19 protein-coding genes are annotated in these 16633 nt (G+C 42.7%); 6 read left to right on the top strand and 13 right to left on the bottom strand.

The window, feature by feature from the left end; all coding sequences use genetic code 11:
* Positions 1–174: 174 nt before the first annotated feature.
* Positions 175–759, bottom strand: coding sequence for a YhcN/YlaJ family sporulation lipoprotein (locus H513_RS0113335; protein ID WP_026801191.1), 585 nt, complete (start codon positions 757–759; stop codon positions 175–177).
* A 441-nt stretch (positions 760–1200) separates the two neighbouring features.
* Between H513_RS0113335 and H513_RS0113330 the strand changes: the two genes are divergently transcribed.
* Complete coding sequence (locus tag H513_RS0113330; protein ID WP_026801190.1) at positions 1201–1977, top strand: 3-hydroxybutyrate dehydrogenase; 777 nt, start codon at positions 1201–1203, stop codon at positions 1975–1977.
* A 45-nt stretch (positions 1978–2022) separates the two neighbouring features.
* Here H513_RS0113330 and H513_RS0113325 read toward each other — a convergent pair whose 3' ends face one another.
* Positions 2023–2211: a hypothetical protein gene (locus tag H513_RS0113325; RefSeq protein WP_026801189.1), complete on the bottom strand. Its 189-nt coding sequence runs from the start codon at positions 2209–2211 to the stop codon at positions 2023–2025.
* Positions 2212–2375: 164 nt separating this feature from the next.
* Between H513_RS0113325 and H513_RS0113320 the strand changes: the two genes are divergently transcribed.
* Complete coding sequence (locus H513_RS0113320) at positions 2376–2621, top strand: YhdB family protein (RefSeq protein WP_026801188.1); 246 nt, start codon at positions 2376–2378, stop codon at positions 2619–2621.
* Between the two features lie 101 nt (positions 2622–2722).
* On the opposite strand, the gene H513_RS0113315 is transcribed toward H513_RS0113320, so the two are convergent.
* On the bottom strand, positions 2723–3241 hold the full coding sequence (locus H513_RS0113315) for an NADPH-dependent FMN reductase (RefSeq protein ID WP_026801187.1): 519 nt from the start codon (positions 3239–3241) through the stop codon (positions 2723–2725).
* Between the two features lie 94 nt (positions 3242–3335).
* Positions 3336–4898, bottom strand: a complete 1563-nt coding sequence (locus H513_RS0113310; protein ID WP_026801186.1) for a bifunctional GNAT family N-acetyltransferase/carbon-nitrogen hydrolase family protein — start codon at positions 4896–4898, stop codon at positions 3336–3338.
* A 146-nt stretch (positions 4899–5044) separates the two neighbouring features.
* On the opposite strand from H513_RS0113310, the gene H513_RS0113305 reads away from it, so the two are divergent.
* The 3 genes from H513_RS0113305 to H513_RS0113295 all read left to right on the top strand — a co-directional run bounded on the left by H513_RS0113305 (position 5045) and on the right by H513_RS0113295 (position 7128).
* Positions 5045–5503, top strand: coding sequence for a hypothetical protein (locus tag H513_RS0113305; protein WP_026801185.1), 459 nt, complete (start codon positions 5045–5047; stop codon positions 5501–5503).
* 78 nt (positions 5504–5581) lie between these two features.
* Positions 5582–6166 (top strand): TetR/AcrR family transcriptional regulator, encoded by a 585-nt coding sequence (locus H513_RS0113300; protein ID WP_026801184.1) that lies wholly within the window; start codon positions 5582–5584, stop codon positions 6164–6166.
* 170 nt (positions 6167–6336) lie between these two features.
* A complete protein-coding gene (locus tag H513_RS0113295) occupies positions 6337–7128 on the top strand; it encodes an SDR family NAD(P)-dependent oxidoreductase (RefSeq protein WP_026801183.1) in 792 nt (263 codons plus the stop codon).
* 161 nt (positions 7129–7289) lie between these two features.
* Here H513_RS0113295 and H513_RS20245 read toward each other — a convergent pair whose 3' ends face one another.
* The 8 genes from H513_RS20245 to H513_RS20940 form a co-directional block, all read right to left on the bottom strand.
* Entirely contained in the window at positions 7290–8060 is a 771-nt protein-coding gene (locus H513_RS20245) for an ABC transporter ATP-binding protein (RefSeq protein ID WP_081658286.1), read from the bottom strand.
* 17 nt (positions 8061–8077) lie between these two features.
* Complete coding sequence (locus H513_RS0113285; protein WP_026801182.1) at positions 8078–9055, bottom strand: ABC transporter permease; 978 nt, start codon at positions 9053–9055, stop codon at positions 8078–8080.
* Positions 9021–10244: an ABC transporter permease gene (locus tag H513_RS0113280; protein ID WP_026801181.1), complete on the bottom strand. Its 1224-nt coding sequence runs from the start codon at positions 10242–10244 to the stop codon at positions 9021–9023. The genes H513_RS0113285 and H513_RS0113280 overlap by 35 nt, the downstream gene beginning before the upstream one ends.
* Positions 10245–10268: 24 nt before the next feature.
* Positions 10269–11840, bottom strand: a complete 1572-nt coding sequence (locus tag H513_RS0113275; RefSeq protein WP_156111455.1) for a DUF6583 family protein — start codon at positions 11838–11840, stop codon at positions 10269–10271.
* 205 nt (positions 11841–12045) lie between these two features.
* Entirely contained in the window at positions 12046–12423 is a 378-nt protein-coding gene (locus H513_RS0113270; protein ID WP_026801179.1) for a DUF1499 domain-containing protein, read from the bottom strand.
* Positions 12424–12563: 140 nt separating this feature from the next.
* Positions 12564–13289 (bottom strand): anti-sigma-I factor RsgI family protein, encoded by a 726-nt coding sequence (locus H513_RS0113265; protein ID WP_026801178.1) that lies wholly within the window; start codon positions 13287–13289, stop codon positions 12564–12566.
* Between the two features lie 2 nt (positions 13290–13291).
* Complete coding sequence (gene sigI, locus H513_RS0113260) at positions 13292–14026, bottom strand: RNA polymerase sigma-I factor (protein WP_026801177.1); 735 nt, start codon at positions 14024–14026, stop codon at positions 13292–13294.
* A gap of 317 nt (positions 14027–14343) precedes the next feature.
* Positions 14344–15033 (bottom strand): PRC-barrel domain-containing protein, encoded by a 690-nt coding sequence (locus tag H513_RS20940; RefSeq protein WP_026801176.1) that lies wholly within the window; start codon positions 15031–15033, stop codon positions 14344–14346.
* A gap of 137 nt (positions 15034–15170) precedes the next feature.
* Between H513_RS20940 and H513_RS0113245 the strand changes: the two genes are divergently transcribed.
* The gene (locus tag H513_RS0113245) at positions 15171–15785 is read left to right on the top strand and encodes a flavodoxin family protein (RefSeq protein ID WP_026801175.1); all 615 of its coding nucleotides are present in this window, start codon (positions 15171–15173) and stop codon (positions 15783–15785) included.
* Here the strand turns inward: H513_RS0113245 and H513_RS0113240 are convergent, their stop codons facing one another.
* A complete protein-coding gene (locus tag H513_RS0113240; RefSeq protein WP_026801174.1) occupies positions 15786–16631 on the bottom strand; it encodes a S1 family peptidase in 846 nt (281 codons plus the stop codon).
* Between the last annotated feature and the right edge of the window lie 2 nt (positions 16632–16633).

Here is a 16633-nt window from a genome sequence, read left to right as displayed (position 1 = left end):
TACAAAGGATATGAGGAGGTTATGACGGAATGTTCTCTTCTATATGGGTAAGCGGTAGGGACCTTCCACAAATTGAGTATTAAACTCCCGATGTGGAGGCTTCTTCTTATGGAAACATCGAAATAAAGACAAAGAAAAAACGCCTAGAACAATAAGTTCTAGGCGTTACATACATTAGTTCGCTTCAGGGAAGATTCGATCAATCATTTGACCGAATTCATCGAAGAAACCACGAATTGGCTCATCGTTACGAACTTTGTCTGCATAGTTCTCTGTCATTCCAAAGAAGTCAGGGTTTGAAGATACATATACGTTATTAATTTCCTTATCTTCCTTCTTCACGATATCGGAAATCTTCTTCTTAATATCGTCATTTAACTCATCTTGTGCATCCCCGTTTTTCACGACGGCTACATACGCATTTTCTTCCCCTTTCAATACGTACGCACGCTTCACTTCTTTCACCTGCTCCGCTACATCATCTGCAAGCTCACGAGCCACATCGTAACGGTTATTATCATTGTTATCCATATTCATTTGGTTCTCATTAGCGCCATTCTGGTAGTTGTTCATTTCATTCGTTTCGAGGTCACGGTTATCTCCGTTACGCATCATTCCGTTGTCACGATTCTCGTAACCCACATCTTGTGCTTGGTTGTTGTTACCTTTCTCACCCATACCCGATTCATCGTCTCCGCCTCCACAAGCTACAAGAGCAAGGGATGTTAACAGCGTTATACCTAGTACTTTCACCTTCATTGCTGTACCTCCTAAGATTACTAAAATGGTGTATGCACTTAGTATGGAGGCATTTGCTGTAAATATTCTTTAAATCCTCGAATCTGGAAAATTTGTTCTCGTTATCCACTACCCCGACGCACAAGAACCCCTTAATCTAATTACTTACAGCTCCTTTTTCCTCAACCATACAAAGAAAGCCACTCCCATCAGGAAGTGGCTTTCGTCACTTATTATACTCTTTACGTAGCTTGGACATACATAGACACAATCGCGATAAACACAAGACTCAACACTACCCATGTAAACGATTGTCGGTAAATAATCAATCAGTCCTCCTAATTTCTTACACATCCATGGTAACATACGTCATTCTTTTTCGTAAAAGCTGTGAATTACATTGGTTGAAATAAGAAAAATGGGCAAAGTAAACGTAGTCTGAACAATTAAGGAGGAACACTCATGTTAGATGGTAAAATTGCGCTGATTACAGGTTCAGGTCAGGGGATTGGACTAGAAATTGCGACTGAATTTGCGAAAGCAGGCGCGAAGGTTATGCTAAATGATATTAATCAAGAAACACTTGATGAAGCAGTTAAATCATTAAATGATCAAGGCTTAACTGCAGAAGGGGTCATTTGTAACGTTGCGAAAGAAGACGATGTGAAGAAGGCGATTGATACGACAGTTGAGAAATTCGGCCGTATCGATATTATTGTAAATAATGCCGGAATTCAGCACGTTGCTCCAGTTGAGGAGTTTCCAAGTGAGAAGTATGAGCTTATACTCGACATCATGTTGAAAGGGCCTTTCTATGCAACGAAACATGCCTTCCCAATCATGAAAGAACAAGGGTATGGTCGTATCTTAAATATGGCATCCATTAACGGTGTCATTGGATTTGCCGGCAAAGCTGGATACAATAGCGCCAAACACGGCGTCATTGGCTTAACGAAAGTAACTGCTCTTGAAGGTGCGGAGCATGGCATTACAGTTAATGCGATTTGCCCAGGCTATGTCGATACACCACTCGTCCAAAACCAACTTGAAGACCTAGCGAAGACTCGCGGCATAGAGAAGGAAAAGGCGCTTGAACAAGTCATTTATCCTCTAGTACCTCAGAAGCGTTTGCTTCAAGTTCAAGAAATTGCAGACTATGCAATCTTCCTCGTTAGTGAACAAGCTAAGAGCATTACTGGTCAAGCCGCTATTATTGATGGAGGCTACACTGTACAGTAAACCAAAAAAGAACCTTGCTCATACAGATGAGCAAGGTTCTTTCTCTTAATGATTGCCAGGGTGTTTAAGCTGGGACTTTGCCCCTTTTTTGGAGCGGTATTCTTTCCCTTTGTTGTTGTCCCCTGATAGGATATCTGTGCCATATTCCTCATTTAATTCTCCACCAGGTAAATTGCCTGTCCGCTTTGGAGAGTTTTGGTTCTGGCTGCCTTTCGCCCCATTACGACTTGTCATCTCATCACTTCCTTTCCATTAATTCATCATTAGTGTGAGACGTGACGTCGTTGTTTATTCTATACCTTCTTAAGATTGTCAACGCCGCCAACAACGTCCGCGAGCAAAACGTCCCTTGATGGAGAAACTAGAACTAACCCTTCGTGAAAGGGGCAATGGACAATATGAATGTACAAATCGCGGACTACGATAAGGCGCTATATTTCACACTTTGGGGGCAGTGGGACGATTTGCTTGTCTTAATGGTGCGAACGAAAGACGACTTTCTGGCAAAGAAAATTGAATCGTTTCTTCACGCTTACCATTATTCCCCGCATGACAATGACGTTAGCGACCATCACTACTCCCTGCTTCAATATATCGACCATGCCATGTACTATGAGCCTCCAGCCGAGTACACACTGGTCTAACAAGATTTCGTTTATGGAATAGCTTCTAGAGAACCGTCGGCTTCTCCCACAAATAAAGGACCTACCCAAATGGGTAGGTCCTTTCTCTATGTGTAGGTGTCTTACCGAACGAGACGACCTAAATACTCCTCAAATTGTTCGAGCACCATATTCACCTGCTCACTCGCCTCGTCTGTCAGTCGCTCTTCCTCCCGAATAAAGCTATGAGGATCGAGGACTAGTTGATTCGGAATGACGGTTGCGTATAGACCGCGACCTACAAGACGCATCTGGTTCAGTGAATTGATTCCACCTTTGCCACCACCAGCAACAGCGAATAAGAGTGTTGGCTTATGTCGGAAATGGTCGCCCCCTAGGAAGTCGAGCGCATTCTTCAATGCTCCGCTCATTCCACTATGATATTCAGGTGACGTCCATATGAAAGCATCCGCTTCCATCGCCACTTTATCTAGCCACTTTACCTGCTCTAATTCTCTTTGTTCTGAAGTTCCATCAAACATGGGTAGTTTAAGCGTCGCTAAATCTACATATTCTGCCTGTACCTTATCAGCAATATAACTTGCCATAATTCTAGTTCGTCCGTGCTTCCTTGGTGTTCCATTTATCACAACAATCTTCATTTGTGTTTCCCCCTATATGTCTCCTGTTCTCCCTCTTTCTACGTAACATAATTATAACAAAATTGTCTGAATCGTATAAACGATTGTGTTTCTCTTAATCATTCGGAACAATTTCTGCTTCGACTTTCTTGTATTGTAGGTTGAATAGGTCTTGCCTACGGTCTTGAAGGTGTCGAACCGTCCCCGATTTACGTTGTCTCCTCAATACTTCTAAATCCACATCCCCGACAACGACTGTTTCAATATTTGGGTGACATTCTCCTACAATCCCATCACGAGCAAATTCAAAGTCTGATGGAGTAAAGATTCCTGACTGAGCATATTGAATGTCCATATTCTCAACCTGCGTCAAGTTGCCCACCGTTCCAGCGATTACGGTGTACACTTGATTCTCAACAGCTCTTGCTTGTGCACAATAGCGTACGCGTAAGTATCCTTGACGGTCATCGGTACAGAATGGACAGAAGATAATGTTGGCCCCTTGGTCTACCGCAATCCGGGCAAGCTCAGGAAACTCAATGTCATAACAAATTTGAATCGCAATCTTTCCGCAATCTGTATCAAAGACACGGACAGTATCACCAGCTTGGACACCCCACCATTTCCGTTCATTCGGTGTCACGTGAATCTTGTACTGCTTTTCAATTGTGCCATCTCGCCTAAACAAGTAAGCAATATTGTAGATTTCGTCATCTTCCTCTACGAAATGAGAGCCTCCAATAATGTTAATGTTGTACTTCACAGCAAGATCAGTAAATAACTCAATATAACGCTCCGTATATCCTGACAGCTTCCGTACCGCTTTAGAAGGAATCTTCTCATCTAAGAAGGACATGAGCTGGGTTGTAAAGATTTCTGGGAACACTGCAAAGTCAGATCCGAAATCATACGCAACATCAACGTAGTACTCTACTTGTCGCGCCATGTCTTCAAATGAAGAAATCTCTTTCATCATATATTGAATGACGGTGATGCGTACGGGGTAAGAGGACTTGAACTGACGCTTCGTTTTCGCACGATAATCAACATTGTTCCACTCCATTAACGTAGCATAGGAGACCGATTCATCATCGTCTGGCAAATAATTTGGGTTAATGCGCATGACTGAGAATCCATTCATCACTTGGAAGGTCAACACAGGGTCATAAATATTCTGCTTCATAACCTCTTCCACGTACTCTCTTGGTGACAGGTCATCTTTGTGCAGATGATAGTTCGGAATTCGCCCCCCTATGATAATGCTCTTTAAGTTATACTGTTCGGCTAGTTCCTTCCTTGCATCATACAATCTCTTCCCAATCTTCATTCCCTGGTAATCTGGATGGACCATCACTTCAATGCCATACAAATTATATCCCTCAGGGTCATGATTTGTTATGTACCCCTCATTTGTGATGTCATCCCACGTATGCTGGTCATCATATTCATCAAAGTTGACGATGAGAGACGAGCAACTGCCTATGATGTCTCCATCGTATTCCACACAGAATTGACCATCTGGAAAGTGAAGCAAATGACTCCGCAAATGCTCCTCTTTCCACGGGTCCATATCTTTGAAGCATAGTTTCTGTAATTCCATAATTTGAGGAATGTCTTCCATGACAATATTTCGCACTTCAATTTTCTTCTCGAATTGAGATAAATTTAATTTACTCATCTAACCACCCCACCTCTCCTTCTCTTTACTGTACCCACAGTTTTACCCATGTGTCTACTTGAGATGTATATCCCTTCTTCTTTCACCCCAAACTAGTAGAACCATTATAAGGACAGCACCTAAGTGATTCAGAAAGGAGATAAGAAATGGGCAATCCTATTCATTTGGAACGACACGAACACCAAACGCTCCATTCCCTTGTTCAGACGTTACTTCAAGCATACTCGCATGAACAGACAATCGGAGTGACCTCCCAGTTGATTCATGAATTAGAGGAGCATCAGACATCAAGTACCGTACAATTAGCCATTGGCTTAAAGCTTGCATGTAAAGAAGTAAAGAACCTTTATCGACAGTCCTTACACACGCTTCCTATTGAAACGCGGGAGATTCAACTTGAACATTGGAAGCACAACTTACAGGAAGAAGCTACTTGGGGGACAGAGCGAAGCGATACGTTTTACAATTTGCTTACCGCTTCTGTATTCCGCATTGTATCCTATTCAACCCCTGGCAGTTCATCAGATGTACAACCGTCACTTTCCTATTTCACCTATATGAACAGCCCTTCATCTTACGAGGACCGCCTTTACGAACGGCACTAGGTATACCCTTTTTTGAACTATATGAATTGTAATAGTTCAAAAGAACGGGTATGATAGAGCGTAGAGGTGGAGCAAAACATGAACGGTTTCGAACGAAGAACAGAACGAAAGAAGCAAATAATTCTGGAGACAGCTTTTACGCTGTTTGCTGAAAATGGTGTAAAGAAAGTTAGCATACAAGACATCGCCAAAGCAGCAGAAGTGTCTCAAGTAACCATCTATAATTACTTTGGAAGTAAAGAACAATTGCTAGTCGAAGCAATTAAACATTACTATCACACTCGCATTGGAGAGTTTGTCGAGCTCGTTCAAGCAACTGACCTCTCCTTCAAGGAAAAGATGACGTATATCTTCACATCAAAGCAGCAACAAATTCTACAGTTTGACTCTGAATTTGTTGTTTCCCTTATGACAGACCAGGAACAGGTGAAGCAATTTATTGACGAGTTCACACAACGTGAGGTAATGCCTTTGTTCTTACAACTTATTGAGCAAGGGAAAGAAGAAAGATTCATCCATCCATCCATGTCCAATGAAGCTGTACTTACCTATATACAACTAATTACGAACGGCGTGCGTGACATGTATCACCATGGAACGCCAAGCCCAAAGCTTATAGACGAAATGATGCACTTTTTCTTCTACGGCTTATCAGGAGAGTAACAATAAAGAGATCCCTCTGTAGTAGCTACAGAGGGATCTCTTTGGCTTCGGATGAATCAATTTATTTGGCATAAGCTACACATACAAGCATCATAATTGCTTCAACCATCCGTTCTGCTATACGATTACCGATGCATGATACAAATATGATGACAACAAGGATGATGAATATGGACTTTAAACTTAAGAATAAACTTGTGCTAGTTACAGGCTCTACACAAGGAATTGGGAAAGAAACAGCTAAAACATTTCTAAATGAAGGTGCGCGCGTAATTGTGAATGGCCGCACACAAGAAAAAGTAGATGGCATCGTGAAAGAGCTAACTGAATTTGGTGAGGTTCACGGAGTCGCAGCTGACCTCTCTTCTCCTGAGGGTGCTGACAAGATGATTAAAGCAGTAGATGACCTTGGTACGTTAGATGTGCTTGTAAACAACACAGCTTGGTTCGAGGTTAAGCAAATTGAAGAGATTACAGAAGAGGAATGGATGAACTATTTCCAAACGAACATCATGAGCGTGGTCCGTCTATCTAGCCACTATCTACCGAAGATGCTTGAACGTGATGCAGGTCGTATCATCAATATCTCAAGTGAAGCAGGCGTGAAGCCTATTGCACCGATGATTGCGTACTCTACAACGAAAGGTGCTGTGAACGCTCTTACACGTGGTCTTGCTGAGCGTACGAAAGGCACGAACGTAACGGTTAATGCGGTCCTTCCAGGCCCAACATGGACAGAAGGCGTTGAAGGCTTTATGAAAGGTGCCGCAGAAGATGCAGGTGAAGAACTTGAAAGCTTTACTGAGAACTACTTTAAAGCAAATGAACCAACTTCACTCATTCAACGCTTTGGTACAGTAGAAGAAGTAGCAAGCACCGTTGTCTTCCTTGCTTCTCAGCAAGCATCTGCAATCAACGGCAACATGCAACGTGTTGAAGGCGGTATTATCCGTTCCCTCTAATGTGTAATCATTCCATTCATAAATAGGTCAATTGCGCACAACATAAGCATGTAGCAAAAATCAAGCTACAGCGAACGTGTGCTGCAATGGTTCACACCGAGAAACCTATAGCTTCTTAATGGAATCGAAGCACATTTCTTCATGAGACTAATAACAGCCGCTTATCCGTACGGGTAAGCGGCTTTCTGTTTGAAATAATCGAGTATGCTTGGTAAATCAGCTTCGTCAGGGAACCTCTCTAGAATGTCGGAGGTATACTCAGGCAATTGTTCCTTTGAACCATAAAACCCGACACGACCCTCTACAACTAACAACAAGTCGTCACTTAAACGCGTCACATCATCAATATCATGACTGATTTGAATAATGGTTACCCCTTGTTCGTGTAACTGGTGAAGCCAGTTCAACATATCTTGTCTTGCAGCAATGTCGACGCCTGCAGTTGGTTCATCGAGAAGGATGATGGAAGGTTGATTCAACAGCCCGACGGCTAGATTCACTTTCCGCTTCCACCCACCCGATAACCGGTCAATTCTTGTGTTCCACACTTTCTGCAAGCCAAGCGTTTCAATCATTTGATTTAAGTAATCTGTTGTTCCTTTCTTCATGGACAATCGTTTCCAATATTGAAGCTGTTCACTCACTTTTAATTCTTCATAAAGAGCAATATCTTGAGGGACATAAGCCATTTCCTTTCGTATCTTCTTGACGACCTTTGCATACGGCTTTTTTCGATACGAAATTTGACCACTATCCGGCTTCTCAATGGTCGCAAGCATCTTCAACAATGTGGATTTTCCCGCTCCATTTGGACCAATAATTCCGATTGACTGCCCCTTCTCTATCGTAAATGACATCGGGTGAATCACTTCTTTTCTTCCGTATGACTTTTGTACATCCTTCACGTTGATCATCGCTATGACCCCTTTCATTCCCTGTCACTCTCGATCTATGGAATGGACACCATTCCATACTGTAGGAGGAGACTACCTACAAATAAAGCTCCCACACTAACTGCGAGCACCACAAGCACGGCAACACGCTTCCTTCCAATAAGCAACACAATAAAGAAAAGCAACATGAGGAGAACGAGGGTAATATAATGAGAAATCGAACTCCCCTTAATTAGCCCAAGCGCTTGTCCTATGTAATCACCAACAACGTAGAACAGCAGTCCACAGACTACGAAAAAGGCGCAGTTCCATCCATAATAGGAAGGTACTCTAGACATTATGGATATGCGCATAAATCTCCCTTTATGCTTGTCCAATGTAAAGAACCGAAGTAAGTAGAGGAAATAAAGCAGTGTGTATGCGACTAATATAGAACGGATGAGCGAAGATTGTACAGCGGAAGAACGGTCTTCATATGGACGATCCACTTGAGAAAACTCCATTTGAAATAAAGGCTCTGGCTCAAAGTACTGATTGTACCAACGAGATACCTCTCTTTCGGTTGCATCAACTTTATAACCATTCAATACGGAGATGGCTTTTTCCTCCAAGGCAATCCTCATCATTTCTTCGCCAATCTTCTCTTTCACAAAGACATCCAAGCGGGAACGTTCTGACCTAAGCCATGTGAACACGTCATTTATTTCGCCTTCCCGAAGCCTTGTTGCAAATCCTTCCTTTAGTATAAAAGCCGCTTCTACATCTCCTCTTTGCACCGCTCTCTCCGCTTCCTCTTCTCTAAGGGAGACAAGCGTTACGCGCTCTGCTTTCTTTACTTCCGTATATACCCGCTTACTGAAATCAGAATCATCTAAGTCAACCCAACCAATCGGAACCGTTGCATCCGTGGTCGTTTGAGATGCACCTAAGAAACTCCCGAACAACAAGAAGAGAGGAAGACAGAAGAGCAACAAGCTAAGGAAAGGCGCTCGTTTCCACCTAGCCCAATGAAGCTGAAGATAGGTACGCATCATGCCGCTCCCTCCCTCTTGCAATGATGGATGTAAGGAGTAGCAGACTAATTGTCCAGCCGCCAAGCTGCATCCATTCTAGCTCTCCATGCTTACTCAGCATTTGGACAATCCCGCTATACATCGATGAAAGTGGCAGCATCCCCTCTATAAAGCTTGTCCACTCAGGCAAATAGAGGCTTGGAATCCATACGCCACTCATGAGTAAACCCGAGAGGAAAAAAGCTGTGACAACCGTTGTTCGAACGAATTCGTGGGGAATGCAGATTTCAAAGAACACGATAAGTGATGCGAACGTAAGCGAAATCAGTAAACTACTTCCAATCGCCGTTCCCCAATAAATCGTGTTGCTCGTAAACACAAAGAGTCCGACGATATACGTCCAAATAAGTAGCAACACCCAAAAGGCATAATGTATAAGTTGATGGAGCACTCGATACGGCAATGTATAGCCCATCACTCGCTGGCGTTGTTGCAACGGTCCCCACAACCGCTTACTGAACGACCATTGCAGGAGTAGTAGTGTGAGCGCCCATAACGTTAGAAAGCCTCCAGCATAGGCATGCACATCCCACGGAACCTGGCCGCTCGTGGATAACGTTTCCTGATCAAAAGCTTGATTTCTAGAAAGGGCGAACAAAGTAAAAGAAGCAATCCATTTTTGAACTTGTGAGGAACGTTCATCCCCACCCAGCTGCTTTAAATGAAAATGGTAGACCGTGTTGACGGCACCTTGGGCTGCTGTTACATAGCCTTCTCCCCCCTTAAGCAAGAGCTTCAGCATCTCTGACTGGATCGGGTGTTTCGTAGACGTTTTCACGACAATCGGGTCATTGTCTCCACTTCTTAACGAATCGGTAAATCCTTCTCTTATCACGATGATCCCTGTATAATCACCTGCTTTCACACGCTGTGTGGCAGTTTGTTCAGAGTCTTCCTCCTGAAACGAAAGTACTTGATTTAACGCACCCTCTTGGCTTAATTGATTGAGAAGCGCCTTCGTTTCATATGTATCATCATCGTCAACGACCCCAACAATGATTGGTTCTTCCCCATTGTGTTCGAGGTAAGCTGAACCTGCGGTGAACACGACACCTGCAAAGAGAAGAGGGAACACAAATGCTAAAAAAAGAGAGGACGGCCGTCGTACGGTCGCCCTCCATTCCATGAACCAAAGCATAACTCGATTCATTTATAATGCCTCCTTGATATCGGCTTAGAATCCACCGAATCCGCCCATGAATTGACCCACATGAGACTGGAAGTTCATTTCTATTTCTTGAGCGAGTTGCTGTAGTTCTTCATCTGTAGCATCCGCAAGGTTGACAGCTCCTTCAGTATCAGGGAAGGATAAGTCTCCACCAAAGGCTACATCTTGATTTACGTTAAACGTAACTTCAAAGTTCTGGTTCCCAAGAGTTGGGTCCTCAATGCCCGCTTCAATTCCTAGTTCAATATCTTGTTTAAATGTGTCATCTTCTTCTGTCGTTTCTTGTTTATAAGTTCCGGAGAACTGTGGAGATGCGACAGCTGCTTGACCAGATAATTCACCTAGGTCAACGTTGAACTGGGCTTCTACGGAGTTCTCGCGATACACCGCATTCGCCGTACCTTCCAATTTAACTGGCTGCTCCATAGTTGAATCTTCAATCGTTGTTCCAAATGTATAATCCACTTTCAGGTCCTCACCAGAAGCATTCCCTGTCTCGCTATAATTCAATTGGAAACTCGCCTCATCAGGTTGGGAGGTAACATCTAACGTTAGTGCCTTCTCATAGCGTTCTTCGCCATCTGGAAGATAATCAAACTGCATGGAAATCTCGCCTTGACTTTCTTCATCGCCAATCGTCATCATCAATAGCTGATGTTCGATGATTTCATCTTTAATATAGGCTTCCATCTTAATTCCTTCAGGAAGCTTGATTTGGTCTACGTTATCAATTGCCTCTTGAACAGATGTTGCAAATTGTATTTCTTCAGACGGTAATCCATTTAGATTCGCTTGTGTCTCAAGAATTTCTTTGACACGTTCGTCTTCTTTCAGTTGCTCTAGTACAGCTGTAATCAGTTCTTGGGATTTTTCCTCACTTACATCTAACGTTACTTTCTTGTAGGATTCCCCTTCAAATTCAACTCCATCTTCCATGGAGAATTGGTCTTCCCCGAGTTGTTCTGCAATCGTCTCGACGTAATCCTTTAGAATTTCATTCGCTTCCTCAGGTTCTAGACTTGCTTGCATAGAGTCTACAAAATTCGGAAATGTCTCCATTCCTTCTGCGGACTCGCCTGTGCGCTCGATCAATTCTTTAAACCGATCGTTTTCAAACGTTAAGTATTGGTCGTACAAGAATGGTGCTTGGAACGATGTATTGGTTTCGTCTTGATAGAAATTGGCGCTACCTAAGGACTGCCCTTGCATTTGCAAGTCAAAGCCGCCATAAATTTCTTTTGTCTCATACTTAGTTTTCTGCTCGTAATTTAGCTCAATGCCAGATAGAATACTTTTCACTAGCATTAAGTTCGGAGATTGAGCAGCTTCTCCACCCTTCGCATTGACGTTCATGGAGAGTGAGCCATCTACGCCGTAATCCTCTTCCAACGTACGCTCTGCAATACTTCTTGCATTCTTGTTATAGTCTTCCATTCGTTCTTCCTGGTCCTCTAACGTGTTGATTTGGGCTTCTGTGTACACGGCCATAGGACTGTTGTTAAGTAGAAGGCCAAATGCCGTTGCGCCCCCTCCTCCAACGATAAGTACAGTGACAAGTACGATGATCCATGTCTTCATATTTTTCTTTTTCGCTTGCTCTGCCAATTTACTCTCCCCTTCTGGTATAAATGTAAGTTTCTGTTTTCTTCTACGTCACATCTTAGACAAAAGTTTCATAGATTCAAAAATTCTCTCACTCGATTAAGAATATACCTCTATTCCCCCACTGTAAACTCGAATCATCCTAAAAATGTAAAAAAGTCTTTCCTCGAATGAGAAAAGACTACTTCTCGTTATATAACTTACGAAGTTCCTCCATACGCTTTCGGTTCTTCCCAAGGTCTGAGTAACCTGTCCGGGAGGCTGATCGGAAATGGACGACTTCAGCATCCTCGTCCAAATAAAATTCTACGTCATCCGTGAAACGAAGCAATTTCGTCTTAAAGGTTGCATGAATATACTGCTCTTCCTCTGTCTCAATCTTCGTATCAGAATACTCCTCAATAAGTTCCTTTAACACGCTTCTTGTTTCAGCCAAGCTCCCTTTAAATGAGAGTGGTGCCATTTGCTTTTCTTCATCCGTAGCTTGTGTGGATACACAGTTTGGTGAAGATGGACAAGGAGCAAGCTTTCCATCTTGTACCCCAAGTGATTGACCCATAGTAATCTCCCCTTTTTATTATAGTGTACCCGAAAGCGCTTCAGTGAAAAGCTTCAATGTGCAAAAAAAAATACACCTGCTCAAATAGCAGGTGACCGTAAAATAGATGTATTAAATAAAGACGAGTCTTCTTAAGGGCCTTACTCTGAATGGTAGAAAGCCTGGAACGCTTTCCATTCAGAAGGACTGAACGTTTTCATAGGCCGCTCTTTGCGTTCATGTAATAAGTAACGAGAAGCATAAAGCTGGTTCATAGACACGTGTTGCTTTTTCGCTTTGTCTCGAACTGTTGTTGGTACTTCAAATGTCGCAACCGTTAAGGAATCGAATTGACGATCAATCTGTTCATCAATCGATGCGGTAAATGAAGCGTCCTCTTCTTCCGAGGCAGAATAACTGACACCAATCATGACGTTACTTCCATCTCCAATGTACCCTTGATTATGACTTTCACGGATTAGACGTTCAGCTACTTCAGCAACAGAGCTGCCTTTCCAGTTAGAGAGCTTCTGAATGACTTTTCGTCCTTCTTCATTGAGAGCGGACAAGCCAATCACGTTCATATCCTTATTCAGCTCCAACTCGATACTTGGGTTCATTTCGATATTGACGTAGGCATACGCTTCCTTCGGATAAATCCAGAATGGTATAAGTGCGACAAAGAAGACGAGCATAACGGCAGCTACACGTGCCATCGTGCGAAAGAGCGAAGTGCCAGTTCGAATAAGAGGTCTTTCTATAGGTTGGAAGGAGACCTCTTCTCCTACGTCTACATGGGCATATCGCTCAGCTTTATAAAAGGTTCCGCTTTGGCTCATCACGACCATATGGCTTTTACCGAGCTCCATCACGATCCCTTTTTTCACAGCTACACCCCCTTCACATATTCCTTTAGATACACATAGTCCTCACTCATAAGAATAACAATCGCTAGAATAAACTTACGATTTCTCTCAAGCGTCTTCTTGCTAACCGATACTTTCGTAGATAAGTCTTTAATCGGCAACTTCTTCTTTGTTTGAACAAATTGAAGCAATAGTTCGTCCTCATAAATAACGCGCGCTACTGAAATGGCGGATTCACGTGCGTCCCGGTGTTTCGGTGCGACTTCACTTAACTCTGAGAAAGAGAGCTTGAACTCTTGTAGCTTCTCATTATAATCTTCAATTTCTGTTTTTCGTTGCCAGTTCTGAGACTCCTTCTCGAAACGGTCCTTTGCAGCTTGAATCTCCTGAGGATTCTCAAGCTGTTCATCATCGTGCTCATCATCAAGTGACGCAGTGACAACATGATTCTGTTCATAGCGAATATAATCAATGACTTTTCGCTTTACAACCAGTTTCGCGAAAGATAGGAAAGAGCTTCCTTTATCCTTTGAGTAGGATTGTATGGCCTCATGAAAAGCCATTAGGCCAATGCTAAACTCATCATCTTTAGATGAGTCAATATATCGTTTACATACTTCCGATACACTTTTGGCGATAAAAGGTTGATATTGAGAGAGAAGTTGATTTTGTATCTCTTCATCTCCAGCTTGGGCAGCTTCAATCAACTCTTCTATATTATTTTCTTTGTGCTTGTGGTGAAACAGACGTCTGATCAACCTCTATCACCTCCAGCTAATAAAAGTTTCGTCTTGGTTGATCAATTTATGGGTGTTTTTCGTTACTTTTTTTCATTTCTGTTACAAAACAATTTCATTGCTTGTCATATTTAAGTCATGTTTTTCCTATCATGACGGGCTTGGAAGCCTGTTCAATATGGGTATCATACAACAGATTCCAACTCGAATCTAGGGGATATCTCGACCATATCCTGGACAAGTTGGAAGATTGATAGTTTGTACCTAGCGCCTTTATCCCCATAAAAAAAGAGCCTTGCTACCATTTCTGTAGCAAGGCTCCTAATCCAACACTTGGATTACTGCCAATATTTTGGCATATGACAAGCGTTATAAAGCTGTTCTTCATATGATCGCGGCACATTTGACTCCCCATCATAGCTCGGTACCTTCTCAAGCGTCTCTTTATTCATATTGAGATAAAAGACCCCCATTTCTTCCATTTCACGTTGAAAGAGCCATTCTGGAGACACGAGAATATACGACTGCTGGAACGTAGACTCCGTTCTAACAACCAAATAACGAATATCCCACGTCTTATTCTCTATTAGTACATCTGTAATCGTACCAACCCTTTCTCCTTCTTCCGTGTAGAACGGGAAAGAATCGAAAGAAAGTTCATTCACACTCTGCATCCGATTGTTCCGATTCCATCCATCCTGCTCGTCTCGATGGAATCGAGCATGGTCGTACGGCGCATAAGAAACGTCGTCTGAGTCCGTACTCTTAATTTGCGCTTCCACAGATGGTAGCTCTTGAATACTACCTTTACTCTTTGTCATATAAAGCGTTTCTTCTTCTTGAACTACGGTATGAAATACATAGGGAGAGAGTATAACCTTCTTCCCTGGTAGCCATTTTCTAGTATCTACAACAACGTAGCGCACGGTCCAATGAGTCCAATCAAAGTAAAGGTCCTGTACGTTTCCGATTTCTCCATCGGATGCTTGAAGATGATAGTGTTCCAAATCGCTCGCTAAATGAAGCATAAAATCCCTCCATCCGTAAGCACTTCGTGTTGGTGAATTTCCCGACCTCTCATTTTCTCAAACAAGTATACGTCCAAGTTTAGACGGGGAATATTAAAGGAACACATAAGTATCCTATCAGAGAGGAGATCGCACAAATGAAAGCTTTACTATTAAATTGCAGTCCGCATAAAAGTATAGATGACCAAGAAACGGAGAAGCTGCTACAAGAATCAACAAACATTCTCCGTAAAGAAGAAATTGATACTGAGCGAATTCACCTTCGTGATCTTACGCTTACATTAGGCACTCCTGCTGATCATACTTCTACAGAAGACGACTTCGACTTTGTCTTACGTAAGATTAAAGAGTCCCAAATCCTTATACTCGGTTCTCCGGTTTCCGTCGGAGAAAAGAGCAGCATTGCTTCTCTTGTGTTGGAGCGCTTAAATGAATATCAATCTGTTTCTACCCCACGTGGAGAATCAATCTTTGACAACAAGGTAGGAGGTACCATTATTTCTGGCGGTGGCTATGACGGTACCCGTCTAGCAGCGCAATCGATTCTTTATCGCTTGTCTGTACTTGGATTCACCATACCTCCTCATGCAGATGCCTTGTTCGACCGGTGCTCAGATGAATATGACAACGGGGACTATTATGAAACAGAATTTATCGTTAACCAAGTTCAACGTATGAGTTTAAACGTATTGCACGCAGCCCAGCTGTTCCAATACTATCCTTATCCAATCTTACAACAATCTAGTGAATAATTAGTATTCTCGGTCCACTTCTTCCATTTTTTCATGGAAATAAGAAATGGGAGAAGCTAAGCCGACTTTTCCATACTCCTCGGTTTGAAGAGTAGCGTAGATGACCCCGATGACCTCATCATTCTTATTAATAACCGGACTTCCACTATTCCCTTTATAAACTGGAGCATCGAGCATCAACATCGGTCGCTCTTTATCTTGGACTTCCGTATACCCTATGACCTCTCCTTCATTGGCAATTCCCTGAAACCTCAATGGGTTGCCGATGAAATAGACGTGCTCTTCAGGGGTGAATGAAGTTTCTTCTGCTAAAGTTAGGAACGGTAACGTTTCTTCTGCCTCTACTTTAAGGAGGGCTAAATCAACATCTGGGAAACGTTCAACCACTTCACCTGAATACAACCCTTCATTTGGGAAGGCTACCGTGATCGGTCCCTGTTCATCGACTACGTGCTCATTCGTTAGAACATAACCATCTTCTGAAATGGAAAACCCTGTCCCCCTTGCTTCACCTACTTCAATCACAACGACAGATTCCTGATATTGATCTATAGATTCATTTGTTAACAGCTGAGCAGACGTACCAAGAAATTCAATTGCGGGAATTGAGAAAGTCTTTGGAAGTACAGCTATTACGTTTAACGCCATTGCGGCCGCAATAAAATAGAAGATCCACTTCGGGAACGGTCGCTTCGACTCTTTATTCGGCTGCTTTTCTGTTGCTTCACGATTTCCATACAGCATTTCTCGCATTTCCTCATCATCAAATTCTTCAATTAAGTCAGAGTCAGATGAGTGGTGTTGGACCTCTTCATGCTCATTTTGATTCTCTTGATCACGTTCCATGC

The organism is Pontibacillus halophilus JSM 076056 = DSM 19796 (assembly GCF_000425205.1).
Classification (GTDB): Bacteria; Bacillota; Bacilli; order Bacillales; family BH030062; genus Pontibacillus_A; species Pontibacillus_A halophilus.
Note: the sequence above shows the minus strand (reverse complement) of the source record. Positions and strands in the feature narration are given on the sequence as shown.